Here is a 24,612-nt window from a genome sequence, read left to right on the forward strand (position 1 = left end):
ATTGGCATCGTATCGATTTTGCCAGGGTGTGCCAATCGGCTTTTCAACGAGCGGGGGAGCAAGGGGCTTTGACGGGCGCGGACGCCCCGCCGGATGGCGGGGCGAGGCAGGGTTACTCGGCGATCTGCAGCTTGCGTGACTCGGTGTAGACGTAGCGCACTTTCTCGTATTCGAACGGCGAGTTCAGCTGGCCATAGCGGAAGCTGGTCTGGTAGCGCTTGTCGACCCCGCGCAGGACCCAGATTTCCGGGTGATTGCTGCTGGCTTCCGAAACATTGAGGAAGTTGATCGCCGATTCGGCGGTGTAGTCCACCGCCAGCCCGGCGGTATCACGCAGGTTCGACGGGCCGAGGATCGGCAGCACCAGGTACGCGCCGCCGGGTACGCCGTAGAAGCCCAGGGTCTGGCCGAAGTCTTCGCTCTGGCGCGGCAGGCCCATCTTGGTAGCCGGGTCCCACAGGCCGGCCACGCCGATGGTGGTGTTGAGCAGCAGGCGCGCGGTGGTTTCCATGGAGCGCTGGCCCTTGAACTGCAGCAGGCTGTTGAACAGGTTGGGCACATCGCCCAGGTTGTTGAAGAAGTTGCTGACCCCGGTGCGCAGGAAGCTCGGCGTCACGTAGCGGTACCCGTCCACCACCGGCAGGAACACCCATTGGTCGAAGCGGTAGTTGAAGTGGTAGACCCGGCGGTTCCACGACTCCAGCGGGTCGTAGATATTCAGGGCGTTCAAGGTCGAGCGCTCGAACTCGCGCTGGTCCAGCCCCGGGTTGAACTTGAGCTTCTTCAACGGCTCGGTGAAGCCATCGGGGTCGGGGGTGACGGGAATGTTGGCCTTGCTGTTGTCGGCTTGGGCATAGCCTGCGCAGAGCAACGCAGCGATAAGCAGGAGATGTTTAGCCACGGAAGAACTCCAGCATGGCGTCGCTGTTGACGCGGTAGTTGAGGTTGCCGCAGTGGCCGCCATGGGGGTAGACGGTCAGGCGGTCACCAAAGGTTTTACGCAGGAAACCCAGGTCGCCGGGGCCGAGGATCACGTCGTCGGCGTTGTGCATCACGGCGATCTTCGGGCTGGCCTTGAGGTAGTCCTGCAGGGCGTAGAGGCTGACCTGGTCGATCAGTTGCAGCAGGCTGCCGCCATCGGTGCGGGCGCGCCACATGGGGATCACCTGCTCGGTCAGGTAGCAGTCGAAGTCGCATTGCAGGGCACGCTTGAGAAACGGCGTGAGGCTGGTGCCTTCGCGGATCGGGTATTTGGGCGGGGTGATCAGGCCACGGCGGTTGATCAGGTCCGAGGTGAAGGCAATGTCCGCCGCCGAGAAACGGAAGGAGGTGCCGATCAGCATCGCCATCTGCTCGTTGGTCAGGTGCTGCTTGGATTGCTGGAAGTCGTAGAGCAGGGCGTCGTTGAGGTCGATATAGCCCTTCTGCTGGAAGTAGCGGGTCAGCTTGCCCAGCACCAGTTCGTAGAAGGTAGTGCTGTTGTTGATGCCCTTGACCTCGGTCTGCACCAGCTTGTCGAGGTTGGTGATCGAGGTATAGAGATTGACCGGCGGGTTGAGCAGCAGGACCTTCTTGAAATTGAAGCTGCGCCGGGTTTCATCCAGCTTGCTGACGAAGGCCGCATCCAGCGCGCCAAGACTGTAGCCGGTGAGGTAGAACTCGGTGATCGGCAGCTTGGGATTCTGCGCCCGTACGGCCTGCATCACCCGGTACATGTCCTCGGCGTCTTCCTGGGTCACGCCCGGGGTGGCAAAGCGCGAAGCGGCGCTGATGAAGTCGAAGCTGGTGGGCGAGGACAGCTGCACCACGTGGTAGCCGGCTTTGTAGTAGAGCTTCTTCAGGTACTCGTTGAGGCTGCTGTCATAGCGCGCCCCGGTGCCGGCGATCAGGAAGATCAGCGGCGCGGCGTGGTCCTGGGTGGCAATGCGGTAGGTGAGTTTCTTCACCGCCCAGAAGTTGTCCGGGAGGATGAATTCCCGTTCCGGACGCAGCGTCAGGCTGTGGTCAGACTGGCGGATGTCATCGTTGGAGGGCAGTTCCGGGCGCAACTCCGGAGGCGTGGTGGCGATGGTGGCTTCGAAGGGGTTGGTCAACGGGTAGCCATAGGTGGCCGGGTCGACGTCGACCGCCAGCGCGGACGCACTCAGGATAAGGCCGCCAAACAGGGCAGCGAAGCGCAAGGAACGAAGCATGACTGTATCCCTAGAAGAAGGTACCGAATGAGGTTCGCAGGCTATGACCACCGCGCTGCTGCCGAAGTGCCATGGTTGGGCACAAATAACGCCTGCGACAGGCTTATTGGGAAGTGATAGTAGCCGGACGATACACTTTGCCGCCATTTGCATGACAGATATCTGCGCCTGGCGCTTGCCAAGCGTTCGCGGGGGATTATGCTGGGCGCCGTTTTGACTGTTCGGAGTGTTTCATGTCCCGCCGCCTTCCCCTGATTCTGCTGCTCGTGGTCCTGCCGCTGTGGCTGGCCGCCAGTTATGGCCTGCGCTACGGCTTCATGGAGGATGCGCGCTGGGTGGGTGCCTGTGTCGACGCCGCCAGCCGCTGGGAGTGCGGGCTGCGCTCCAGCCTGGGTTGGATGATTCACTTCAAGGTGCTGGGCTGGAGCGCGGTGGCCGTGGCGCTCCTGGGTTTTGTCATGCCCGGGCGTGCCGGTTGGGGGCTGGGCGTACTGGCGTTGCTGATCGGCATCCCGGCCCTGGCCCTGTACAACACCACCCTGGCGGTATTTGCCGTGGTGATTGCCGGCTTGCGCCTGGTGCGCGCCAGCAAGCCATAGCCGCAGCAGCGGCCATGGCCTATGGCCTCAGGCCCTGCGGGCCCGCAGGTTGCGCCAAAGCGCCGCTACCATCAGCAGGCTGACCAGGGCCCAGCCCCAGGCCTGCTGGTTGGCCAGACCTTCCTGATACAACTGCGGGGCAATGCCGGCACCGACGATAAAGGTCAGCAGGGCAATCTCCCGGCGCGGCACTCGCACCGGGCGGCACAGGTAGACCAGTGCCGGCAGTAGCAGGGCCGCGCTGGGGAAGCTGCGGTAGCGCGGATCGAACACCAGCTCCAGCATCATCACCGCCGCGGCGAAGCCTGCGGCCGTCAGCAGCCAACCGGCCCGTTTCTCCAGTGCATCGAAGGCTTTCAGGCGCCAGCCCTGGCGAGGGCTCAGGGCCAGGGCGGCGTGGGCCAGCACCAGCAGGTTGAGCCCCAGCAGCAACGCGGCCCAGCACCATTCACCGGCGAAACGGCTGGTTGCCCGCGCCAGTTCTCCCCAGGTTCCGATGCTGCAAGCGGCCACTGCGCCCAACAGGGGCAGCAGCAGGGCGGCGCGGTGGTCGCGGGGCCGGCCGCCGAGCACCAGGGTGCCGAGCAGTATCAGGCCGCCGACGCCCAGCCACAGCGGCCAGTACGGCAGGTTGGACACCGGGCCGGCGAGGATGCCCTTGTCCTGGCGATCAGCATCGAACAGCCCCCAGTAGCCACCGACGGCACCTTCGCTGGCGCGCTTCCAGGGCTGGTCGAAGGCTTCGATCAGGTTGTAGTGCCAGCCATTGTGTTCCGCCAGGGCGACGAAGCCGCGGATGAACTTGGCCTCGTTGACCCGGCTGGGCAGCGCGGTTTCTCGCTGCCGGCCTTCACTGGGCCAGCCGGTCTCGCCAATCAGTACGTCCTTGGGGGCGAAGCGGTTGCCGAACACCTGGCGCACCTCGGCCACGTGGTTCAAGGCAGCGTCGATGTTCGACGGATCATCTTCCCAGTACGGCAGCAGGTGGATGGTGAGGAAATCCACCGCCGGGGCGATTTCCGGGTGCTTGAGCCAGAACTCCCAGACATCGGCGTAGGTCACCGGCTGCTTGACCCCGGCCTTGACCTTGAGGATCAGCCGCGCTAATTGCGCGCCGGTGACCTCCTTGCGCAGCAGTGCTTCGTTACCGACGATCACCGCACTGACCACGTCCGGGTTGGCGTTGGCCGAGGCGATCAGCAGGTCGACCTCCTTCTCGGTGTCCACCGGGTTGCTGTTGACCCAGGCGCCGATCATCAGCTTCAGGCCGTGCTTGCGCGCCAGGTCAGGCAGGGCTTCCAGGCCGGTCATGGAATAGGTACGGATGCATTCGAAACGGGTCGCCAGCAGGGCCAGGTCGGCGTCCATGCGCTGCGGGCGCAGCTTGAACGGCTGGTCGAAGGGCGACTGGTCCTTGTCGAACGGAGTGTAGGAAGCGCACTGCAGCTTGTGGCTGGCGCTGGCGACATCCGGCAGGTGCACCGGCCGGCCAAGGCCGTACCAATAACCGCAGACGGCCAGCAGCCCGAGCAGGCAGGCGAACAGATAGGGCAGGGCGGGGAAACGAGGGGTGGCGGGCATGATCGGGCCGTCGTGGAACAAAGCCGGGCATCTTACCCGTATTTGTCCGCAGCTTGGTGGGCTGCATGATTTTGACATGCAAAGTTCGGGCGGACCCACTGCCCGGGAGAGGCCGGCCGTTGGTTACTGGCTATCTGATGTCGCTGCTGGCTGCCTTGAGGTCGTAGACAGAGCAGGTCGCGGAACAGGGCGGGTTGATGATCCAGGCATCAGTACTCCGCTGATGATCGAACGCGTTCGCGGTGAGGCGTGATGGGGGCGCTGAGCACCATAACCATACGTTGACGTGCCTGGCAGCCGCCCGGCACTGCACTTTTCGGGGAAGTAACGATGAAGATGCGACGACTCTTAGGCGCAGGTGCCGCACTGGTACTTGCCATCAGCTCCACTCTGGCCAGTGCCGACAGCAAGACCCTGAGCATCGGCTATGTCGACGGCTGGTCCGACAGCGTGGCGACGACCCATGTGGCGGCGGAAGTGATCAAGCAGAAGCTCGGTTATGACGTCAAGCTGCAAGCGGTGGCGACCGGGATCATGTGGCAGGGCGTAGCCACCGGCAAGCTCGACGCCATGCTTTCGGCCTGGCTGCCGGTGACCCATGGCGAGTACTGGGCCAAGAACAAGGACAAGGTGGTGGACTACGGCCCCAACTTCAAGGACGCCAAGATCGGCCTGATCGTGCCGGAGTACGTCAAGGCCAAGTCCATCGAGGACCTCAAGACCGATACCACGTTCAAGAACAAGATCGTCGGCATCGACGCCGGCTCGGGGGTGATGCTCAAGACCGACCAGGCGATCAAGGACTACGGCCTGGACTACAAGCTGCAGGCCAGTTCCGGGGCGGCAATGATCGCCGAGCTGACCCGCGCCGAAGAAAAACAGGATTCCATCGCCGTGACCGGCTGGGTGCCGCACTGGATGTTCGCCAAGTGGAAACTGCGCTTCCTCGAAGACCCGAAGGGCGTGTACGGCGCTGCTGAAACCGTCAACAGCATCGGCAGCAAGGGCCTGGAGAAGAAGGCGCCGGAAGTGGCGGCCTTCCTGAAGAAATTCCAGTGGGCCTCGAAAGATGAAATCGGTGAGGTCATGCTGGCCATTCAAGAGGGTGCAAAACCCGATGTGGCGGCCAAGGATTGGGTGAGCAAGCACCCGGAAAGGGTTGCCGAGTGGACTGCTAAATAAGCACAACGCGTCTAGATCAGGGGTCTTGAGGCCGCGCACTGGAAACAGTGGGCGGCCTTGTCATTTATTGAAGAAAAAACCGGCGCCAACGCTAATGTCGTTCTAATACTAAGGTCGTCTGGAACCTGCTCCATAGCCGCATAGAGTGGATTAGGTTCCACCTAAAATCTGTGCTGCGAGGATAAAAACAATGAACGACAGCATTTACCTCTCGATTCAAAACAGCCCGCGTTTCAAGGAGCTGGTCAGCAAACGAGAGCGGTTCGCCTGGATTCTCTCGGCGATCATGCTTGGGCTTTACTCGGCTTTCATCCTGTTGATCGCCTATGGTCCCCAGATCCTGGGCACCAAACTCAGTCCTACCTCATCCATCACCTGGGGCATTCCCATCGGTGTCGGCTTGATTCTCTCGGCCTTCATCCTGACGGCCATCTATGTGCGACGCGCCAACGGCGAATTCGACGAGTTGAACAATGCGATCCTGAAGGAGGCTCAGCAATGATCCGACGTCTATTCGCAGCACTCGGTCTTGCCGCCTTCGCTCCCGCCCTCTGGGCTGCAGACGCCTTGACGGGCGAAGTCCACAAGCAACCACTCAACGTATCGGCGATCGTGATGTTCGTGGTCTTCGTCGGTGCCACCCTGTGCATCACCTACTGGGCCTCCAAGCGCAACAAGTCGGCTGCCGACTATTACGCGGCGGGCGGCAAGATCACCGGCTTCCAGAACGGCCTGGCGATCGCTGGCGACTACATGTCCGCGGCGTCCTTCCTGGGGATTTCCGCCCTGGTGTTCACTTCCGGCTATGACGGCCTGATCTACTCCATCGGCTTCCTGGTGGGCTGGCCGATCATTCTGTTCCTGATCGCCGAGCGCCTGCGCAACCTGGGCAAGTACACCTTTGCCGACGTGGCGTCCTACCGCCTCGGGCAGACCCAGATCCGCACCCTGTCGGCCTGTGGCTCGCTGGTGGTAGTGGCGTTCTACCTGATCGCGCAGATGGTGGGTGCCGGCAAGCTGATCCAGCTGCTGTTCGGCCTCGACTACCATGTGGCGGTGATCCTGGTGGGCATCCTGATGTGCCTGTACGTGCTGTTCGGCGGCATGCTGGCCACGACCTGGGTGCAGATCATCAAGGCGGTGCTGTTGCTCTCCGGCGCGTCCTTCATGGCACTGATGGTGATGAAGCACGTCAACTTCGACTTCAACACCCTGTTCTCCGAAGCGATCAAGGTTCACCCCAAGGGTGAAGCGATCATGAGCCCCGGCGGCCTGGTGAAAGACCCGATCTCGGCGTTCTCCTTAGGCCTCGCGCTGATGTTCGGTACCGCTGGCCTGCCCCACATCCTGATGCGCTTCTTTACCGTCAGCGATGCCAAGGAAGCTCGCAAGAGCGTGCTCTATGCCACTGGCTTCATCGGCTACTTCTACATCCTGACCTTCATCATCGGCTTCGGCGCGATCCTGCTGGTAAGCACCAACCCGGACTTCAAGGATGCCGCAGGCGCCTTGCTGGGCGGCAACAACATGGCGGCGGTGCACCTGGCCAACGCAGTGGGCGGCAGCGTGTTCCTCGGCTTCATTTCGGCCGTGGCCTTCGCCACCATCCTGGCGGTCGTTGCAGGCCTGACCCTGGCTGGCGCCTCGGCGGTGTCCCATGACCTGTATGCCAGCGTGATCAAGAAGGGCAAGGCCAACGAGAAGGACGAGATCCGCGTTTCCAAGATCACCACCGTGGCATTGGGCGTACTAGCCATCGGCCTGGGCATTCTCTTTGAAAGCCAGAACATCGCGTTCATGGTCGGCCTGGCGTTCTCCATTGCCGCCAGCTGCAACTTCCCGGTACTGCTGCTTTCCATGTACTGGAAGAAGCTCACCACCCGTGGCGCCATGATTGGCGGCTGGATGGGCCTGGTGAGTGCCGTGGCGCTGATGATCCTCGGCCCGACCATCTGGGTGCAGATCCTGCATCACGAGAAGGCGATCTTCCCGTACGAATACCCGGCGCTGTTCTCGATGATCATCGCCTTCATCGGTATCTGGTTCTTCTCCATCACCGACAAGTCGACCGCGGCGGTCAACGAGCGGGCGCTGTTCTTCCCGCAGTTCGTGCGTTCGCAGACCGGCCTGGGTGCCAGTGGGGCGGTGTCGCACTAAGCGAGATGAATGTATCGGCTTCTATATAGAAGCTGCGTAATGGCGAAATGCCCCGATCGAGAGACCGGGGCATTTTTCTGTCCGCTCGCCCTGCCCGGAGCCCCCCGACTGCAGGTGCAGGAGCATAGGCGCTGGCTTGCCAGCGCAAGCGTATGTGAGGAGCAGGGCTCTTCGCCGGCAGGCCGGATCCTGCGGGTTGGGGGGGGGCGAGGGGAGGGCAGAAACAAATACGACCTCTGTTAGAGGCCGTATCCGGTGCAGCTAAGACGTTTGCGCAAGGCAGGTCTTATTTGCGGTCTTCCAGTTTGGTGATGTCACGCGACTCGTAGCCGGTGTACAGCTGGCGTGGACGGCCGATCTTGTACGGGCTGGAGAGCATTTCCTTCCAGTGCGAGATCCAGCCGACGGTCCGCGCCAGGGCGAAGATCACGGTGAACATGCTGGTTGGAATGCCGATCGCCTTGAGGATGATCCCCGAGTAGAAGTCGACGTTCGGGTACAGCGAGCGCTCGATGAAGTATGGGTCGGTCAGGGCGATCTCTTCCAGGCGCATGGCCAGTTCGAGTTGCGGATCGTTGTTGATGCCCAGTTCCTTGAGTACTTCGTCGCAGGTCTGTTTCATCACGGTGGCGCGCGGGTCGCGGTTCTTGTACACGCGGTGACCGAAGCCCATGAGCTTGAACGGGTCGTTCTTGTCCTTGGCCTTGGCGATGAACTTGTCGATGTTCGAGACATCGCCAATTTCGTCGAGCATGGTCAGTACCGCTTCGTTGGCACCGCCGTGGGCCGGGCCCCAGAGTGCAGCGATACCGGCAGCGATACAGGCGAAAGGGTTGGCACCCGAGGAGCCCGCCAAGCGCACGGTGGACGTCGAGGCGTTCTGTTCGTGGTCGGCATGGAGGATGAAGATCCGGTCCATTGCCTTGGCCAGTACCGGGCTGATCGGTTTGATCTCGCACGGGGTGTTGAACATCATGTGCAGGAAGTTTTCCGCGTACGACAGGTCGTTGCGCGGGTACATCATCGGCTGGCCCATGGAGTACTTGTAGACCATCGCTGCCAGGGTCGGCATCTTGGCCACCAGGCGCACGGCGGAGATTTCGCGGTGCTGCGGGTTATTGATGTCCAGGGAGTCGTGGTAGAACGCCGACAGGGCACCGACTACGCCGCACATCACCGCCATCGGGTGGGCGTCGCGACGGAAACCGTTGAAGAAGCTCTTGAGCTGTTCGTGAACCATGGTGTGGTTCTTCACGGTGCTGACGAACTGGGCCTTCTGTTCGGCGGTGGGCAATTCACCGTTGAGCAGCAGGTAGCAGGTTTCCAGGTAGTCCGATTTCTCGGCCAGTTGTTCGATCGGGTAGCCGCGATGCAGCAGAATGCCGTTGTCGCCGTCGATGTAGGTGATTTTCGACTCGCAGGAGGCGGTCGACATGAAACCCGGGTCAAAAGTGAAGCGGCCCGTGGCCGTCAGACCCCGAACATCGATTACATCGGGACCAACGGTGCCGGTTAAAATGGGCAGCTCGACGGGGGCTGCGCCCTCGATGATCAACTGCGCTTTTTTGTCAGCCATGTGGCCTCCTATTTATGCTTGAAATCATCAGACAGACCCCCCACGCAGGGCCCGCACCACTATAGTGAGATAAATCCGAATGTCAATTTGCCTAAAGTCTTGTCCCAGAAGGCTTTGGGAGGGATTTTTTCGCGAAATTCAGCGCCATTTACGCCTTTTATAACGCTAACGCAATCAGCTATTAGGGGAAGGTCTTTGCGTTGTCATTAGTAGCCTAACTGTCTATACTCGGCCACCGACCTCCGTAGGCTTCTGGGCCCGCTTTGCTGGGGGTCGCACTCCCTGGGTAGTGGTTGCCTGACCAGTGCACTCCCCAACAACTTTGCCCTGATTGTTAGGGGCTCTTCAGTGTGAAAAAAGCCGTGAATAGCCAACGACCTGTAAACCTAGACCTAAGGACCATCAAACTCCCCATCACCGGCGTTACGTCGTTTCTCCACCGTGTTTCCGGCATCATCCTCTTCCTGGGCATCGGCATCATGCTTTATGCATTGAGCAAATCCCTGGGCTCCGAGGAAGGCTATGCCGAGGTGAAGGCGTGCTTGACCAGTCCGCTGGCCAAATTCGTTGCATGGGGCCTCCTGTCCGCCTTGCTGTATCACTTGGTGGCCGGTGTACGCCATCTGATTATGGACATGGGCATCGGTGAGACGCTGGAAGGCGGCAAGCTGGGCTCGAAAATCGTTATCGCCGTATCCGTGGTGGTAATCGTTCTGGCGGGAGTTTGGATATGGTAACCAGCGTTACGAACCTGTCGCGTTCGGGCCTTTATGACTGGATGGCACAGCGTGTGTCTGCGGTCGTTCTCGCGGCTTATTTCATTTTCCTGATCGGATACCTCGTAGCGAATCCGGGCATTGACTACACCCAGTGGCATGGCCTGTTCGCAAACAACTGGATGCGTATCTTCAGTCTGCTGGCCATGGTGGCCCTGGGCGCTCACGCCTGGGTCGGCATGTGGACCATCTCGACTGACTACCTGACGCCGATGGCGCTGGGCAAGTCGGCCACAGCAGTACGTTTCCTTTTCCAGGCAGTATGCGGCGTCGCGATGTTCGCTTACTTCGTCTGGGGTGTGCAGATTCTCTGGGGTATCTGATTCATGGCTAACATTCCAACCATTTCATTCGACGCCATCATCATTGGCGGCGGCGGCGCCGGCATGCGTGCCGCACTGCAGCTGGCCCAGGGCGGCCACAAGACTGCGGTGATCACCAAGGTGTTCCCGACCCGTTCGCACACTGTGTCTGCCCAGGGCGGCATCACTTGCGCGATCGCCTCGGCGGACCCGAACGATGACTGGCGCTGGCACATGTACGATACCGTCAAGGGTTCCGACTACATCGGTGACCAGGACGCTATCGAATACATGTGTCAGGAAGGCCCGGCTGCGGTCTTCGAACTGGACCACATGGGTCTGCCGTTCTCCCGTACCGAAACCGGTCGTATCTACCAGCGTCCCTTCGGCGGTCAGTCCAAGGACTACGGCAAGGGCGGCCAGGCTGCTCGTACCTGCGCAGCGTCCGACCGTACCGGTCACGCACTGCTGCACACCCTTTATCAGGGCAACCTGAAAGCCGGCACCACCTTCCTCAACGAGTGGTACGCGGTCGATCTGGTGAAGAACCAGGACGGCGCCTTTGTCGGCGTGATCGCTATCTGCATCGAAACCGGCGAAACCACCTACATCCGCTCCAAGGCCACCGTTCTGGCCACCGGCGGTGCAGGTCGTATCTACGCCTCCACCACCAACGCCCTGATCAACACCGGTGACGGCGTTGGTATGGCGCTGCGTGCTGGCGTTCCGGTGCAAGACATCGAAATGTGGCAGTTCCACCCGACCGGCATTGCCGGCGCCGGTGTACTGGTAACCGAAGGTTGCCGTGGTGAGGGTGGTTACCTGATCAACAAGCATGGCGAGCGTTTCATGGAGCGTTATGCTCCTAACGCCAAAGACCTGGCTGGCCGCGACGTTGTTGCGCGCTCCATGGTCAAGGAAATCATCGCCGGCAACGGCTGTGGCCCGAACGGCGACCACGTGATGCTCAAGCTCGACCACCTGGGCGAGGAAGTGCTGCACAGCCGCCTGCCAGGTATCTGCGAGCTGTCCAAGACGTTTGCGCACGTTGACCCGGTGGTTGCTCCGGTTCCGGTCGTTCCAACCTGCCACTACATGATGGGCGGCGTTGCCACCAACATTCATGGCCAGGCCATCACACAGAACGCCGCTGGCGAAGACACCATCATCCCTGGCCTGTTCGCAGTGGGTGAAGTGGCTTGCGTATCGGTACACGGCGCCAACCGTCTGGGCGGCAACTCGCTGCTGGACCTGGTGGTGTTCGGCCGTGCAGCCGGTCTGCACCTGGAAAAAGCGCTGACCGACGGTATCGAATACCGCGACGCCAGCGACACCGACGTCGACGTTGCCCTGAACCGCCTGGCCAAGCTCAACGAGCGCACCACCGGTGAAGACGTTGCAACCCTGCGTCGCGAGCTGCAGAACTGCATGCAGAACTACTTCGGTGTATTCCGTACCGGCGAATACATGCAGAAGGGTATCGCCCAGCTGGCTGACCTGCGCGAGCGTATCGCCAACGTCAAGATCAACGACAAGTCTCAAGCTTTCAACACTGCGCGTATCGAAGCACTTGAGCTGCAGAACCTGCTGGAAGTGGCCGAAGCCACTGCCATCGCTGCCGAAGTGCGCAAAGAGTCCCGCGGCGCTCACGCCCGTGAAGACTTCGAAGACCGTGACGACGAAAACTGGCTGTGCCACACCCTGTACTTCCCGGGTGAGAAGCGCGTTGCCAAGCGTGCGGTCAACTTCTCGCCGAAGACTGTTCCGACTTTCGAACCAAAAGTCCGGACTTACTAAAGGGTGATCGATATGTTGCAAGTTGAAGTTTATCGTTACAACCCTGACACCGACTCGGCTCCGAAAACCCAGGTTTTCCAGGTAGACACCGGTGGCAAGGACTTGATGGTGCTGGACGTGCTGGCCTTGATCAAAGAGCAGGACGAAGGTTTTTCCTACCGTCGTTCCTGCCGTGAAGGCGTTTGCGGTTCCGATGGCATGAACATCAACGGCAAGAACGGTCTGGCGTGCATCACGCCGCTGTCTGCCGTGGTCAAGAAGAACAAGCTGGTTGTTCGCCCGCTGCCAGGTCTGCCGGTTATCCGTGACCTGGTCGTCGATATGAGCATCTTCTACAAGCAATACGAGAAGGTGAAGCCATTCCTGCAGAACGATACGCCGGCTCCGGCCATCGAACGTCTGCAGTCCCCGGAAGAGCGCGAGAAGCTCGACGGTCTGTACGAGTGCATCCTGTGCGCTTGCTGCTCGACCTCTTGCCCGTCCTTCTGGTGGAACCCGGACAAGTTCCTGGGTCCAGCTGCCCTGCTGCAAGCCTACCGCTTCCTGGCAGACAGCCGTGACACCAAGACGTCCGAGCGTCTGGCTTCCCTGGACGACCCGTTCAGCGTATTCCGCTGCCGGGGCATCATGAACTGCGTCAACGTTTGTCCGAAGGGCCTGAACCCGACTAAGGCCATCGGTCACATTCGTAACATGCTGCTGCAGAGTGGCGTGTGATTCAGCTGTTGTACCCGTAGGACCGCTGTACCCGTAAAAGCCACGGCGCGGGCTTCAACCCGCGTCATGGCTCTAACCTGAGCAGCAGCTCACAAAGTGGCTGCTCTATATTTTGAAGAAATGAGACAAGCAGGGGCATCCGGGCTGGTACCCGGACTATCAGCGTGATCCTAAGTGGCTTGTTTTGGTCGCTGCATTCGGACTTCTGCAAGCTTGCTCGGTGTCGTCGCCGGTGGTGTTCCCCTAACCGAGGGTGACCAAGCATGCAAGAAAGCGTGATGCAGCGCATGTGGAACAGCGCCTACCTATCCGGTAGTAACGCTGCCTATGTGGAAGAGCTCTACGAGCTCTACCTGCACGACCCTAACGCTGTGCCAGAAGAGTGGCGCACTTACTTTCAGAAGTTGCCTACCGACGGCAGCACTGCCATCGATGTTTCGCACTCGACAATCCGCGATCATTTCGTCTTGCTGGCAAAGAACCAGCGCCGCGCCCAACCGGTATCCGCCGGTAGCGTGAGCAGTGAGCACGAGAAGAAGCAAGTTGAAGTGCTGCGATTGATCCAGGCCTATCGGATGCGTGGCCACCAGGCAGCCCAGCTGGACCCGCTGGGGCTGTGGCAGCGTCCTGCACCTGCAGACCTGTCGATCAATCATTACGGCTTGACCAATGCCGATCTTGATACGACCTTCCGTGCCGGCGACCTGTTCATCGGCAAAGAGGAAGCGAGCCTACGCGAAATTCACGAAGCGTTGCAGCAGACATATTGCCGCACCATTGGCGCTGAATTCACGCACATCACCGATTCCGAGCAGCGTCAGTGGTTCCAGCAGCGTCTGGAAAGCGTACGCGGCCGTCCGACCTATTCCGCCGACATCAAGAGCCACCTGCTCGAGCGCGTCACTGCGGCTGAAGGCCTGGAAAAATACCTGGGTACCAAATACCCGGGCACCAAGCGTTTCGGTCTGGAAGGCGGCGAGAGCCTGATTCCGATGCTCGACGAGCTGATCCAGCGTTCCGGTTCCTACGGCACCAAGGAAGTGGTTATCGGCATGGCCCACCGTGGCCGTCTGAACGTGCTGGTCAACACCTTCGGCAAGAACCCGCGCGAGCTGTTCGACGAGTTCGAAGGCAAGAAGAAGGTCGAGCTGGGTTCCGGTGACGTTAAATACCACCAGGGCTTCTCGTCCAACGTCATGACCACCGGTGGCGAAGTTCACCTGGCGATGGCGTTCAACCCGTCCCACCTGGAAATCGTTTCTCCAGTGGTCGAAGGTTCGGTGCGCGCTCGTCAGGACCGTCGCAACGACCAGACTGGCGACAAGGTTCTGCCGATCTCGATCCACGGTGACGCGGCGTTCGCCGGCCAGGGCGTGGTGATGGAAACCTTCCAGATGTCCCAGACCCGCGGTTTCCGTACCGGCGGCACTGTGCACATCGTGATCAACAACCAGGTCGGTTTCACCATCAGCAACCCGCTGGACTCGCGCTCCACCGAGTACGCCACCGACGTTGCGAAGATGATCCAGGCACCGATCCTCCATGTGAATGGTGATGATCCGGAAGCCGTGTTGTTCGTGACCCAGCTGGCCATCGACTACCGCATGCAGTACAAGCGCGACGTGGTGATCGACCTGGTCTGCTACCGTCGTCGCGGCCACAACGAGGCCGACGAGCCAAGCGGCACCCAGCCACTGATGTATCAGCAGATCGCCAAGCAGCGCACCACCCGTGAACTGTATGCCGATCGCCTGACCCAGGGCGGTGTGCTCGACGCAGAGCGTGTTCAGGCGAAAGTCGACGAATACCGCAACGCGCTGGACAACGGTCTGCACGTGGTCAAGAGCCTGGTCAAGGAGCCGAACAAAGAGCTGTTCGTGGACTGGCGTCCGTACCTGGGCCATACCTGGACCGCGCGTCACGACACCACCTTCGACCTCAAGACTCTTCAGGAACTGTCCGCCAAGCTGCTGGAGCTGCCGGAAGGCTTCGTGGTTCAGCGTCAGGTCGCGAAGATCTACGAAGACCGTCAGAAGATGCAAGCCGGCGGCCTGCCGATCAACTGGGGTTACGCTGAAACCATGGCGTACGCGACCCTGGCGTTCGAAGGTCACCCGATTCGCATGACCGGCCAGGACATCGGCCGCGGCACCTTCTCGCACCGCCATGCGGTGTTGCACAACCAGAAGGACGCCGGCACCTACATCCCGTTGCAGCACCTGTACGAAGGCCAGCCACGTTTCGACCTGTACGATTCGTTCCTGTCCGAAGAAGCCGTACTGGCGTTCGAATACGGCTACTCCACCACCACGCCTAACGCGCTGGTGATCTGGGAAGCCCAGTTCGGCGACTTCGCCAACGGTGCACAAGTAGTGATCGACCAGTTCATCACCAGCGGCGAGCACAAGTGGGGCCGTCTCTGCGGTCTGACCATGCTGCTGCCACACGGTTATGAAGGTCAGGGTCCCGAGCACTCCTCGGCTCGTCTGGAGCGTTACCTGCAGCTGTGCGCCGAGCACAACATCCAGGTATGCGTACCGACCACGCCGGCTCAGATCTACCACTTGCTGCGTCGCCAGGTGATTCGTCCGCTGCGCAAGCCGCTGGTCGTGCTGACACCGAAATCCCTGCTGCGTCATAAACTGGCCATCTCGACCCTGGAAGATCTGGCGGAAGGTTCGTTCCAGACCGTTATCCCGGAAATCGATGCCCAGGATCCAAAAGACGTGGGTCGCATCATTCTGTGTAGCGGCAAGGTCTACTACGACCTGTTGGAAAAACGCCGTGCCGAAGGTCGTGACGACATCGCCATCGTGCGTATCGAGCAGCTGTACCCATTCCCTGAGGACGACCTGATCGAAGTCCTGGCTCCGTACAAAAACGTCAAACACATCGTTTGGTGTCAGGAAGAGCCGATGAACCAGGGTGCCTGGTACTGCAGCCAGCATCACATGCGTCGCATCATCAGCGGTCACAACAAGTCGCTCGTACTCGAGTACGCGGGCCGTGACGCTTCTGCTGCTCCAGCTTGTGGTTATGCATCGATGCACGCTGAGCAGCAGGAAAAACTGCTGCAAGATGCCTTTACTGTTTAACGCCTTCGCGCACCTGAAACCGAATTTAAGGAACCACAGATAATGGCTATCGAGATCAAAGCCCCCACTTTCCCGGAATCGGTTGCCGATGGCACCGTTGCCACCTGGCACAAGCAACCGGGCGACGCCGTCAAGCGTGACGAGCTGATCGTTGACATCGAGACCGACAAGGTCGTGCTGGAAGTTCTGGCCACCGCTGACGGCGTGCTGGGCGCTATCGTCAAGAACGAAGGCGACACCGTTCTGTCCGACGAAGTCCTGGGCTCCATCGTTGAAGGCGGCGCTGCTGCCGCTGCTCCTGCTGCCGCCGCCGCTCCGGCCGCTGCCGCTGCTGCCCCGGCTGCTGCCGATGGCGAAGACGATCCAATCGCTGCTCCTGCCGCGCGCAAGCTGGCTGAAGAAAACGGTATCAACATCGCTTCCGTTGCCGGTACCGGCAAAGGCGGCCGTGTGACCAAGGAAGACGTGGTCGCTGCTGTTGCCGCGAAGAAAGCCGCTCCGGCTGCCGCGCCTGCCAAGGCTCCGGCTCCTGCCGCTGCTGCTCCGGTCTTCGCTGCCGGTGATCGCGTCGAGAAGCGCGTGCCTATGACCCGCCTGCGTGCCAAGGTTGCCGAGCGTCTGGTTGAAGCCCAGTCGAACATGGCGATGCTGACCACCTTCAACGAAGTCGACATGACTGAAGTCATGGCCCTGCGTTCGAAGTACAAGGACCTGTTCGAGAAGTCCCACAATGGCGTACGCCTGGGCTTCATGTCGTTCTTCGTCAAGGCCGCCACCGAAGCCCTGAAGCGCTTCCCGGCTGTCAACGCCTCGATCGACGGTTCCGACATCGTCTACCACGGCTATGCCGACATCGGTGTTGCGGTCTCCAGCGACCGTGGCCTGGTGGTTCCGGTTCTGCGTAACGCCGAACTGATGAGCCTGGCCGAAATCGAAGGCGGCATCGCCACCTTCGGCAAGAAGGCCCGTGACGGCAAGCTGTCGATGGAAGAGATGACCGGTGGTACTTTCACCATCACCAACGGTGGTACTTTCGGTTCGATGATGTCGACCCCGATCGTCAACCCGCCACAAGCCGCGATCCTGGGCATGCACAACATTCTGCAGCGTCCTATGGCGATCAACGGTCAAGTGGTCATCCGTCCGATGATGTACCTGGCGCTGTCCTACGATCACCGCCTGATCGACGGTAAAGAAGCCGTGACGTTCCTGGTGACCATCAAGAACCTGCTGGAAGACCCGGCTCGTCTGCTCCTGGACATCTAAAAAGCAGCTGCATGCTGCAAGCGGGAAGCTTCGCGCCCCAGGGCAAGAGGCTTCAAGCTTGCGGCTGCAGCTTCTAGCTTGCCGTTAAAAGGAACCTTTTATGACTCAGAAATTCGACGTGGTAGTGATTGGCGCGGGCCCAGGCGGTTATGTCGCCGCAATCAAGGCCGCACAACTCGGTTTCACCACCGCTTGCATCGAGAAGTACACCGATAAAGAGGGCAAGCTGGCCCTCGGTGGTACTTGCCTGAACGTCGGTTGCATTCCTTCCAAGGCGCTGCTGGACAGCTCCTGGAAATTCCACGAAGCCCAGGACGGTTTTGCCATCCACGGTATCAACCACGCTGGCGTGACCATGGACGTACCAGCCATGGTGGGTCGCAAGGCCAACATCGTCAAAGGCCTGACCAGCGGTGTTGCCACCCTGTTCAAAGCCAATGGCGTCACTTCGATCCAGGGCCACGGCAAACTGCTGGCCGGCAAGAAAGTCGAAGTCACCAAGCCTGACGGTTCGGTTGAAGTGATCGAAGCCGAAAACGTGATCCTGGCTCCAGGCTCGCGTCCGATCGACATTCCACCGGCTCCGGTCGACCAGAATGTGATCGTCGATTCCACCGGCGCTCTGGAATTCCAATCCGTACCAAAACGCCTGGGCGTGATCGGCGCTGGCGTCATTGGCCTGGAACTGGGTTCGGTATGGTCGCGCCTGGGGGCGCAAGTGACTGTCCTGGAAGCCCTGGACACCTTCCTGATGGCAGCCGACACCGCTGTTTCCAAGGAAGCGCTGAAAACCCTGACCAAGCAAGGCCTGGACATCAAGCTGGGCGCTCGCGTGACCGGCTCCAAGGTCAACGGCGAAGAAGTCGTGGTCACCTACACCGATGCCAATGGCGAGCAGACCATCACTTTCGACAAGCTGATCGTTGCCGTTGGTCGCCGCCCGGTGACCACCGACCTGCTGGCCGCCGATTGCGGCGTGACCCTCGACGAGCGCGGTTTCGTGCACGTTGACGATCATTGCGCTACCACCGTACCGGGCGTCTACGCCATCGGTGACGTGGTGCGCGGCATGATGCTGGCTCACAAGGCCTCGGAAGAGGGCATCATGGTTGCCGAGCGCATCAAGGGCCACAAAGCCCAGATGAACTATGACCTGATCCCTTCGGTTATCTATACTCACCCGGAAATTGCATGGGTCGGTAAAACCGAGCAGGCCTTGAAAGCTGAAGGCGTTGAAGTTAACGTCGGCACCTTTCCGTTTGCCGCCAGCGGCCGTGCCATGGCAGCCAACGACACCGGTGGTTTCGTCAAAGTCATCGCCGATGCCAAGACTGACCGCGTATTGGGCGTCCACGTGATTGGCCCAAGCGCTGCGGAACTGGTTCAGCAAGGTGCGATCGGCATGGAATTCGGCACCAGCGCCGAAGACCTGGGCATGATGGTTTTCTCCCATCCGACCCTGTCCGAAGCCCTGCACGAAGCAGCTCTGGCTGTGAATGGCACTGCCATCCACATTGCCAACCGCAAGAAACGCTAAGCAATAATAAGAAACCACGGCGGTTGGCCCGTCGTGAGCCTTGTGCGCAAGACTCACCGCGGAATATCCGCTGGACTCGACCTCTCAGGGTAGCGCCACACACTGGACCGGGGCCCAGGCTCCGGGTTCAGGTGTGGCGCTGGTTTTGAGAGTAGCGGTCACAGGTGGTGCGGCACTCAATCTTGAGCGCAGCGCCGAATGCGCAGTACCTAACGAAGACGGTAAAAAGCATGAATCTTCACGAGTATCAGGGTAAGCAGCTGTTCGCTGAATACGGCCTGCCAGTATCCAAAGGCTACGCGGTAGACACCCCGGAAGAAGCAGCAGAAGCTTGCGACAAAATCGGCGGCTCCGAGTGGGTTGTCAAAGCCCAGGTTCACGCCGGTGGTCGCGGTAAAGCGGGCGGCGTTAAGCTGGTTCGCAGCAAAGAAGACGCTAAGGCATTCGCTCAGCAGTGGTTGGGCAAGCGTCTGGTGACCTATCAGACTGACGCCAATGGCCAGCCTGTCACCAAGATCCTGGTTGAATCGTGCACTGATATCGCTAAAGAGCTGTACCTGGGCGCTGTCGTTGACCGTTCGAGCCGTCGCATCGTGTTCATGGCTTCCACCGAAGGTGGCGTGGACATCGAGAAAATCGCTCACGACACTCCAGAAAAAATTCTCAAGGCCACTATCGATCCACTGGTTGGCGCTCAGCCATTCCAGGGTCGCGAGCTGGCTTTCCAACTGGGTCTGGAAGGCAAGCAAGTTGCCCAGTTCGCCAAGATCTTCGTAGGTCTGGCCAAACTGTTCCAGGATCACGATCTGGCCCTGCTGGAAGTGAACCCGCTGGTGATCAAGGCCGACGGCGATCTGCACTGCCTGGACGCGAAGATCAACATCGACGCCAACGCCATGTACCGTCAGCCTAAGCTGAAAACCTTCCACGATCCGTCCCAGGACGATCCGCGCGAAGCCCACGCTGCCAAGTTCGAACTGAACTACGTAGCCCTGGAAGGCAACATCGGCTGCATGGTCAACGGTGCCGGCCTGGCCATGGGTACCATGGACATCGTCAACCTGCACGGCGGCAAGCCAGCCAACTTCCTCGACGTAGGTGGTGGTGCTACCAAAGAGCGCGTGACCGAAGCCTTCAAGATCATCCTGTCCGACACCAACGTCGCTGCAGTACTGGTCAACATCTTCGGCGGCATCGTTCGCTGCGACATGATTGCCGAAGGCATCATCGGCGCCGTGAAAGAAGTCGGCGTGAAAATCCCGGTTGTTGTTCGCCTTGAAGGCAACAACGCTGAACTGGGCGCTAAAGTACTGGCAGAAAGCGGCTTGAACATCATCGCTGCTACCAGCCTGACCGACGCTGCTCAACAAGTTGTCAAAGCTGCGGAGGGCAAATAATGAGCGTCCTGATCAATAAAGACACCAAAGTTATCTGCCAGGGCATTACCGGTTCGCAAGGTAGTTTCCACACCCAGCAAGCCATCGAGTACGGCACCAAGATGGTTGGCGGCGTAACTCCTGGCAAAGGCGGCACCGAGCACCTGGGCCTGCCAGTGTTCAACACCGTGAAAGACGCTGTAGCTGCCACTGGCGCTACCGCCAGCGTGATCTACGTTCCAGCTCCTTTCTGCAAGGACTCGATCCTGGAAGCGGCCTTCGGCGGCATCAAGCTGATCGTCTGCATCACCGAAGGCATTCCTACCCTGGACATGCTGGACGCCAAGGTTAAGTGCGACGAGCTGGGTGTGACCCTGATCGGCCCTAACTGCCCAGGCGTGATCACCCCAGGCGAATGCAAGATCGGCATCATGCCAGGTCACATTCACTTGCCAGGCAAGGTCGGTATCGTTTCCCGTTCCGGCACCCTGACCTACGAAGCTGTTAAGCAGACTACTGACGCCGGTTTCGGTCAGTCCACCTGTGTCGGCATCGGTGGTGACCCGATCCCGGGTTCGAACTTCATCGACATCCTGAAGCTGTTCCAGGAAGACCCGAAGACCGAAGCGATCGTGATGATCGGTGAGATCGGCGGTTCGGCTGAAGAAGAAGCGGCTGCCTACATCAAGGCTCACGTGACCAAGCCGGTTGTTTCCTACATCGCTGGTGTGACTGCTCCTCCGGGCAAGCGCATGGGCCATGCTGGCGCAATCATCTCTGGCGGCAAAGGCACTGCAGACGAGAAATTCGCTGCTCTGCAAGACGCAGGCGTGAAAACCGTGCGTTCGCTGGCAGACATCGGCAAGGCCCTGGCCGAGCTGACCGGTTGGGCTGTCAAGTAAGCCTCGCGCTTAGCTGACGCTTCAACCACAAAGGCCACCTTCGGGTGGCCTTTGTGCTTTCTGCCGTAGGAGACCTGCGTCCTGCACAGAGCCTGGGGGAAATATAATTTCAAAAATGCGACATCATTCTGTCGCATATCGGATAGTTCGCCCTGGAACAGTGCGCTTGTCTTACCGATTCTGTAATCTAGCCGCCTCTTTTTGCGTCTGCTGCCCACAAGGTCGCTGCGCGCTAAACGGGTCAGTCTTATACGGATTGACAGCATTTCCCTCACCCATAAGGGAAATCCCTCTCTAAATTCCGATTCAGTAGTGTGGTATTTCCTTAATGAAAGTGTTGAAAGGCCAGGACATCCTGGCACTCGGCTTTATGACTTTTGCCCTGTTCGTCGGGGCCGGCAACATCATTTTCCCGCCTATCGTCGGCCTGCAGTCCGGACCCCATGTCTGGATGGCGGCGCTGGGCTTCCTGATCACCGCGGTCGGTCTGCCGGTGATCACCGTGGTTGCCCTGGCCAAGGTCGGCGGCGCCATGGACGCGCTGAGCACGCCTATCGGCAAGCTGGCCGGTGGCCTGCTGGCAGCGGTCTGCTACCTGGCGGTAGGCCCGCTGTTCGCCACGCCACGTACCGCTACCGTGTCCTTTGAAGTGGGCCTGGCGCCGTTGACCGGCGAAAGCCCGCTGGCCCTGTTCCTCTACAGTTCGGTGTACTTCCTGCTGGTGTTCTTCATCTCCCTGTATCCGGGCCGGCTGCTGGACACCGTCGGACGCTTCCTGGCGCCGCTGAAGATCATCGCCCTGGCTGTGCTGGGCATTGCGGCCTTTGCCTTGCCCGCCGGCGACATCGGCACCGCCACTCCCGAGTACGTTGCAGCACCGTTCTCCCAGGGCTTCATCAATGGTTACCTGACCATGGATACCCTGGGCGCGCTGGTGTTCGGCATCGTCATCGTCAATGCCATCCGTTCCCGCGGGGTCGAGTCGCCTCGGCTCATTACCCGTTATGCCGTGATCGCCGGCCTGATCGCCGGGGTCGGCCTGGCGCTGGTCTACGTCAGCCTGTTCCGCCTGGGCTCGGGCAGCCATGAAGTGGCCGCCGGTGCCAGCAACGGCGCCGCGGTATTGCACGCCTATGTGCAGCACACCTTCGGTTCCCTGGGCAGCGGTTTCCTCGCGGTGCTGATCTCCCTGGCCTGCCTGGTGACCGCCGTGGGCCTGACCTGTGCCTGCGCCGAGTACTTCAGCCGTGTCCTGCCGCTGTCCTACAAGACGCTGGTGGTGATCCTCGCGGCGTTCTCGCTGCTGGTATCGAACCTGGGCCTGACCAAGCTGATCGCGTTCTCGATCCCGGTGCTGACCGCGATTTACCCGCCGTGCATCGCCCTGGTGGCCCTGAGCTTCTGCAAGGACTTCTGGCAGGACCAGCGCCGTATCGTCGGCCCGGTGATGCTGGTGTCCTTCGTGTTCGGCCTGATCGATGCCCTCAAGGGCGCGGGCCTGGCCGGCTGGATGCCAACCCAGCTGTCGCACTTGCCGCTGAGCGAGCAGGGCCTGGCGTGGCTGGTGCCGTCGGTGATCGTGCTGGTGGTGGCAGTGATCTGCGATCGCCTGCTGGGCAAGCGCAGCGAAGCCCTGGCCTGACCTGAAGTTGATGGCCCGGGGTCGCCACAAGCGGCCCCCGAGCCCCCTAAAAAATGCCCCGCATCGATGGATGCGGGGCATTTTTTATGGGCGTACAGCGGTGTCTTTTTCCCCTGCGGGGCGTCGAAGCAGTGCCCTTTGCTTTTGTCTTCTGCCAACGCCTTACAGGAATTTGCATGTCGTTCGTTCAAGCCAACCTGATCCACCTACTGGCCGCCCTGTGGTTCGTCGTCTGCTGGGGTGGCTATACCCGCTACGCCAGTTGGAAGGGAAGGGACACCGCGTGCCTGGCCAGCGTCCTGCACCTGTATCGCGAGGACTGGATGCGCCGCATGCTGCTGCGGGACAACCGCATCGCCGATGCCAGCGTGATCGGCAACCTGGAGCGCAATGCCTCGTTCTTCGCCTCCAGTACCCTGATCATCCTGGCGGGCATTCTCACCGTGCTGGGCGCATCGGAGCGTGCAGTGTCGCTGTTGGCGGACATTCCCATGGTCCAGCAGGCGTCCCAGGGCATGTCGGAAATCAAGCTGCTGTGCCTGGCGCTGGTGTTCGTCTATGCCTTCTTTACCTTCAGCTGGTGCATGCGCCAGTACAACTTCGCCGCAGTGCTGGTGGGGTCGGCGCCAATGATCGGCGAGCGTCATGTTTCCGAGCAGGAGCGCAAGGCTTTTGCATCGCGAGCGGCTCGGGTAATTTCCATGGCGGCCAACCAGTTCAACTTCGGATTGCGTTCCTATTACTTCGGCATGACCATGCTGGCCTGGTTCGTCAGCCCCTGGTTATTCATGCTGATGAGCGCGGGTGTGGTGTTTGTCCTGTATCGGCGGGAGTTCCACTCCGATGTACTTGAAGTCATGGTCTATACACCGACAGAACAACCTGTGGTCGATAGCCCCAAAGATGCAGCCTGAGCGTTGATGGCTGATCGATTGAACGGTTGAAAGGAGTTGGCCAATGAGCAGTTCGCGTGCCCTGAAGTACCTGTGCCTGGGGTTCTTCCTGTTGTCGGGCTGCAGGGTGCAAACCCTGTATCTGAATGGCGAAGCCCGGGGCAGGGTGGTAGATGCATTGAGCGGCATGCCGATCGCCGGGGCCAAGGGCGCCTTGTGTGGCGCACAGTTCCTGACGGCCGATGACGGGAGCTTCAAGGTCGAAGCGGCAACTGACTGGGAATGGGTCATGTTGCTGGCCGGGCGTTCGCCGCAGGACATCCCGCACCCTTGTTTCATGAGTATCGCGGCAGCGGATTACCAGACCCGCCAATGGCTGGCGCCTGTTACCGCCCACTACGACTTTCCCATCAGGTTGCTGCCCATTTCCAGCCCCTTGCACTATGCACTGGAGTCCCCGGGCAATGAGTCGGTGCCAATGCAGCCGTTGCAGGCAGAGCCCCACCAGGACGAATTGTTCCTGGGGGCAGGCGGCTGATCTTCAACGCTTAGTTGCTTGCCCGGCAACTAAGCACTGTTGTATTGAGCGACTGTTTTACGAGCAAGAAAAAGCCCGCACTTGGCGGGCTTTGTTCTTTGTTGCGCTAAAACCGACTTAGTTGGTTTTAGGAGCTGCTTCCTTGGCGCTTTCTTCAGCAGCAGCCTTGTTGGATTCAGCCTGATCTTTGGCTGCTTCGGCGTTTTCTTTTGCCGCGTCGTTCACTTTATCCTGAGCTTCGTTCATTTTCTGTTGGGCTTGCTCAGCATGTTGATTGGCATCTTGAGCTTTGTCCTCGGATTTTTTGTCGCAGGCAGCCAGACCGAGGGAAGCGGTCAGCATCAGGGCAATAGCTAAAGTCTTACGCATGGGGTGTTTCTCCTTAGTGAAGATATCTACTGGCCTTTCGATCATGGCCTTGTGATTTAAGTTCCTTGAGACTCACAGATATATTAAGTAGTCATTTCATGGAACTTTTGCCTGC

General features: G+C 60.2%; 21 protein-coding genes. 16 read left to right on the forward strand and 5 right to left on the reverse strand.

Features of this window, described 5'->3' with window-relative positions; genetic code table 11:
• Positions 1 to 112: 112 nt before the first annotated feature.
• Together AC1RMG_RS11990 and AC1RMG_RS11995 are read right to left on the reverse strand one after the other, a co-directional pair.
• On the reverse strand, positions 113 to 901 hold the full coding sequence (locus tag AC1RMG_RS11990) for an MlaA family lipoprotein (RefSeq protein ID WP_011060040.1): 789 nt from the start codon (positions 899 to 901) through the stop codon (positions 113 to 115).
• Complete coding sequence (locus AC1RMG_RS11995; protein WP_026020029.1) at positions 894 to 2,192, reverse strand: serine/threonine protein kinase; 1,299 nt, start codon at positions 2,190 to 2,192, stop codon at positions 894 to 896. Before AC1RMG_RS11995 ends, AC1RMG_RS11990 begins: the two co-directional genes overlap by 8 nt.
• Before the next feature lie 233 nt (positions 2,193 to 2,425).
• On the opposite strand from AC1RMG_RS11995, the gene AC1RMG_RS12000 reads away from it, so the two are divergent.
• Entirely contained in the window at positions 2,426 to 2,791 is a 366-nt protein-coding gene (locus AC1RMG_RS12000) for a hypothetical protein (protein ID WP_493169279.1), read from the forward strand.
• A 27-nt stretch (positions 2,792 to 2,818) separates the two neighbouring features.
• Here AC1RMG_RS12000 and AC1RMG_RS12005 read toward each other — a convergent pair whose 3' ends face one another.
• On the reverse strand, positions 2,819 to 4,372 hold the full coding sequence (locus AC1RMG_RS12005) for a glycoside hydrolase family 17 protein (RefSeq protein WP_493169281.1): 1,554 nt from the start codon (positions 4,370 to 4,372) through the stop codon (positions 2,819 to 2,821).
• A 330-nt stretch (positions 4,373 to 4,702) separates the two neighbouring features.
• On the opposite strand from AC1RMG_RS12005, the gene AC1RMG_RS12010 reads away from it, so the two are divergent.
• The 3 genes from AC1RMG_RS12010 to AC1RMG_RS12020 all read left to right on the forward strand — a co-directional run bounded on the left by AC1RMG_RS12010 (position 4,703) and on the right by AC1RMG_RS12020 (position 7,711).
• Positions 4,703 to 5,554 carry a glycine betaine ABC transporter substrate-binding protein gene (locus AC1RMG_RS12010; protein ID WP_011060044.1) on the forward strand — a complete coding sequence of 284 codons (852 nt, stop codon included), beginning with the start codon at positions 4,703 to 4,705 and terminating at the stop codon, positions 5,552 to 5,554.
• A gap of 190 nt (positions 5,555 to 5,744) precedes the next feature.
• Complete coding sequence (locus tag AC1RMG_RS12015; protein ID WP_493169283.1) at positions 5,745 to 6,056, forward strand: DUF485 domain-containing protein; 312 nt, start codon at positions 5,745 to 5,747, stop codon at positions 6,054 to 6,056.
• Positions 6,053 to 7,711 (forward strand): cation acetate symporter, encoded by a 1,659-nt coding sequence (locus tag AC1RMG_RS12020; protein WP_011060046.1) that lies wholly within the window; start codon positions 6,053 to 6,055, stop codon positions 7,709 to 7,711. The genes AC1RMG_RS12015 and AC1RMG_RS12020 overlap by 4 nt, the downstream gene beginning before the upstream one ends.
• 286 nt (positions 7,712 to 7,997) lie before the next feature.
• On the opposite strand, the gene gltA is transcribed toward AC1RMG_RS12020, so the two are convergent.
• Positions 7,998 to 9,287: a citrate synthase gene (gltA, locus tag AC1RMG_RS12025; RefSeq protein ID WP_011060047.1), complete on the reverse strand. Its 1,290-nt coding sequence runs from the start codon at positions 9,285 to 9,287 to the stop codon at positions 7,998 to 8,000.
• Between the two features lie 350 nt (positions 9,288 to 9,637).
• Here gltA and sdhC point away from each other — a divergent pair, with 350 nt between their 5' ends.
• From sdhC to AC1RMG_RS12085, 12 genes are all read left to right on the forward strand, one after another.
• Positions 9,638 to 10,024, forward strand: coding sequence for a succinate dehydrogenase, cytochrome b556 subunit (gene sdhC / locus AC1RMG_RS12030; RefSeq protein WP_015634665.1), 387 nt, complete (start codon positions 9,638 to 9,640; stop codon positions 10,022 to 10,024).
• Positions 10,018 to 10,386 (forward strand): succinate dehydrogenase, hydrophobic membrane anchor protein, encoded by a 369-nt coding sequence (gene sdhD / locus AC1RMG_RS12035; protein ID WP_011060049.1) that lies wholly within the window; start codon positions 10,018 to 10,020, stop codon positions 10,384 to 10,386. The genes sdhC and sdhD overlap by 7 nt, the downstream gene beginning before the upstream one ends.
• A 3-nt stretch (positions 10,387 to 10,389) precedes the next feature.
• Complete coding sequence (gene sdhA, locus AC1RMG_RS12040; RefSeq protein WP_011060050.1) at positions 10,390 to 12,162, forward strand: succinate dehydrogenase flavoprotein subunit; 1,773 nt, start codon at positions 10,390 to 10,392, stop codon at positions 12,160 to 12,162.
• A gap of 12 nt (positions 12,163 to 12,174) precedes the next feature.
• Entirely contained in the window at positions 12,175 to 12,879 is a 705-nt protein-coding gene (locus AC1RMG_RS12045) for a succinate dehydrogenase iron-sulfur subunit (RefSeq protein WP_011060051.1), read from the forward strand.
• A 263-nt stretch (positions 12,880 to 13,142) separates the two neighbouring features.
• The gene (locus AC1RMG_RS12050; RefSeq protein WP_011060052.1) at positions 13,143 to 15,974 is read left to right on the forward strand and encodes a 2-oxoglutarate dehydrogenase E1 component; all 2,832 of its coding nucleotides are present in this window, start codon (positions 13,143 to 13,145) and stop codon (positions 15,972 to 15,974) included.
• 42 nt (positions 15,975 to 16,016) lie between these two features.
• Entirely contained in the window at positions 16,017 to 17,240 is a 1,224-nt protein-coding gene (gene odhB, locus AC1RMG_RS12055; protein WP_025128636.1) for a 2-oxoglutarate dehydrogenase complex dihydrolipoyllysine-residue succinyltransferase, read from the forward strand.
• A gap of 100 nt (positions 17,241 to 17,340) precedes the next feature.
• Complete coding sequence (gene lpdA / locus AC1RMG_RS12060) at positions 17,341 to 18,777, forward strand: dihydrolipoyl dehydrogenase (RefSeq protein ID WP_011060054.1); 1,437 nt, start codon at positions 17,341 to 17,343, stop codon at positions 18,775 to 18,777.
• A gap of 230 nt (positions 18,778 to 19,007) precedes the next feature.
• Positions 19,008 to 20,174, forward strand: coding sequence for an ADP-forming succinate--CoA ligase subunit beta (gene sucC / locus AC1RMG_RS12065; protein ID WP_009047768.1), 1,167 nt, complete (start codon positions 19,008 to 19,010; stop codon positions 20,172 to 20,174).
• A complete protein-coding gene (gene sucD / locus AC1RMG_RS12070; protein ID WP_003223019.1) occupies positions 20,174 to 21,055 on the forward strand; it encodes a succinate--CoA ligase subunit alpha in 882 nt (293 codons plus the stop codon). Before sucC ends, sucD begins: the two co-directional genes overlap by 1 nt.
• A 328-nt stretch (positions 21,056 to 21,383) precedes the next feature.
• On the forward strand, positions 21,384 to 22,697 hold the full coding sequence (gene brnQ, locus AC1RMG_RS12075; RefSeq protein ID WP_011060055.1) for a branched-chain amino acid transport system II carrier protein: 1,314 nt from the start codon (positions 21,384 to 21,386) through the stop codon (positions 22,695 to 22,697).
• A gap of 176 nt (positions 22,698 to 22,873) precedes the next feature.
• Positions 22,874 to 23,611 (forward strand): DUF599 domain-containing protein, encoded by a 738-nt coding sequence (locus tag AC1RMG_RS12080; protein WP_011060056.1) that lies wholly within the window; start codon positions 22,874 to 22,876, stop codon positions 23,609 to 23,611.
• Positions 23,612 to 23,654: 43 nt separating this feature from the next.
• Entirely contained in the window at positions 23,655 to 24,128 is a 474-nt protein-coding gene (locus AC1RMG_RS12085; RefSeq protein WP_493169285.1) for a hypothetical protein, read from the forward strand.
• Positions 24,129 to 24,245: 117 nt separating this feature from the next.
• Here AC1RMG_RS12085 and AC1RMG_RS12090 read toward each other — a convergent pair whose 3' ends face one another.
• Entirely contained in the window at positions 24,246 to 24,497 is a 252-nt protein-coding gene (locus AC1RMG_RS12090; protein ID WP_011060058.1) for a hypothetical protein, read from the reverse strand.
• Positions 24,498 to 24,612 lie beyond the last annotated feature (115 nt).

Source organism: Pseudomonas sp. GW822-FHT04H02, from assembly GCF_058800645.1.

Coding starts and splice junctions, on each gene's coding strand:
- sdhD (WP_011060049.1), top strand. CDS start 10,018: ATGGTAACCAGCGTTACGAACCTGTCGCGTTCGGGCCTTTATGACTGG.
- AC1RMG_RS12085 (WP_493169285.1), top strand. CDS start 23,655: ATGAGCAGTTCGCGTGCCCTGAAGTACCTGTGCCTGGGGTTCTTCCTG.
- AC1RMG_RS12020 (WP_011060046.1), top strand. CDS start 6,053: ATGATCCGACGTCTATTCGCAGCACTCGGTCTTGCCGCCTTCGCTCCC.
- AC1RMG_RS11995 (WP_026020029.1), bottom strand. CDS start 2,192: ATGCTTCGTTCCTTGCGCTTCGCTGCCCTGTTTGGCGGCCTTATCCTG.
- AC1RMG_RS12045 (WP_011060051.1), top strand. CDS start 12,175: ATGTTGCAAGTTGAAGTTTATCGTTACAACCCTGACACCGACTCGGCT.
- sucD (WP_003223019.1), top strand. CDS start 20,174: ATGAGCGTCCTGATCAATAAAGACACCAAAGTTATCTGCCAGGGCATT.
- odhB (WP_025128636.1), top strand. CDS start 16,017: ATGGCTATCGAGATCAAAGCCCCCACTTTCCCGGAATCGGTTGCCGAT.
- AC1RMG_RS12015 (WP_493169283.1), top strand. CDS start 5,745: ATGAACGACAGCATTTACCTCTCGATTCAAAACAGCCCGCGTTTCAAG.
- AC1RMG_RS12090 (WP_011060058.1), bottom strand. CDS start 24,497: ATGCGTAAGACTTTAGCTATTGCCCTGATGCTGACCGCTTCCCTCGGT.
- AC1RMG_RS12000 (WP_493169279.1), top strand. CDS start 2,426: ATGTCCCGCCGCCTTCCCCTGATTCTGCTGCTCGTGGTCCTGCCGCTG.
- brnQ (WP_011060055.1), top strand. CDS start 21,384: ATGAAAGTGTTGAAAGGCCAGGACATCCTGGCACTCGGCTTTATGACT.
- AC1RMG_RS12005 (WP_493169281.1), bottom strand. CDS start 4,372: ATGCCCGCCACCCCTCGTTTCCCCGCCCTGCCCTATCTGTTCGCCTGC.
- gltA (WP_011060047.1), bottom strand. CDS start 9,287: ATGGCTGACAAAAAAGCGCAGTTGATCATCGAGGGCGCAGCCCCCGTC.
- AC1RMG_RS12010 (WP_011060044.1), top strand. CDS start 4,703: ATGAAGATGCGACGACTCTTAGGCGCAGGTGCCGCACTGGTACTTGCC.
- AC1RMG_RS12050 (WP_011060052.1), top strand. CDS start 13,143: ATGCAAGAAAGCGTGATGCAGCGCATGTGGAACAGCGCCTACCTATCC.
- lpdA (WP_011060054.1), top strand. CDS start 17,341: ATGACTCAGAAATTCGACGTGGTAGTGATTGGCGCGGGCCCAGGCGGT.
- sucC (WP_009047768.1), top strand. CDS start 19,008: ATGAATCTTCACGAGTATCAGGGTAAGCAGCTGTTCGCTGAATACGGC.
- AC1RMG_RS12080 (WP_011060056.1), top strand. CDS start 22,874: ATGTCGTTCGTTCAAGCCAACCTGATCCACCTACTGGCCGCCCTGTGG.
- sdhA (WP_011060050.1), top strand. CDS start 10,390: ATGGCTAACATTCCAACCATTTCATTCGACGCCATCATCATTGGCGGC.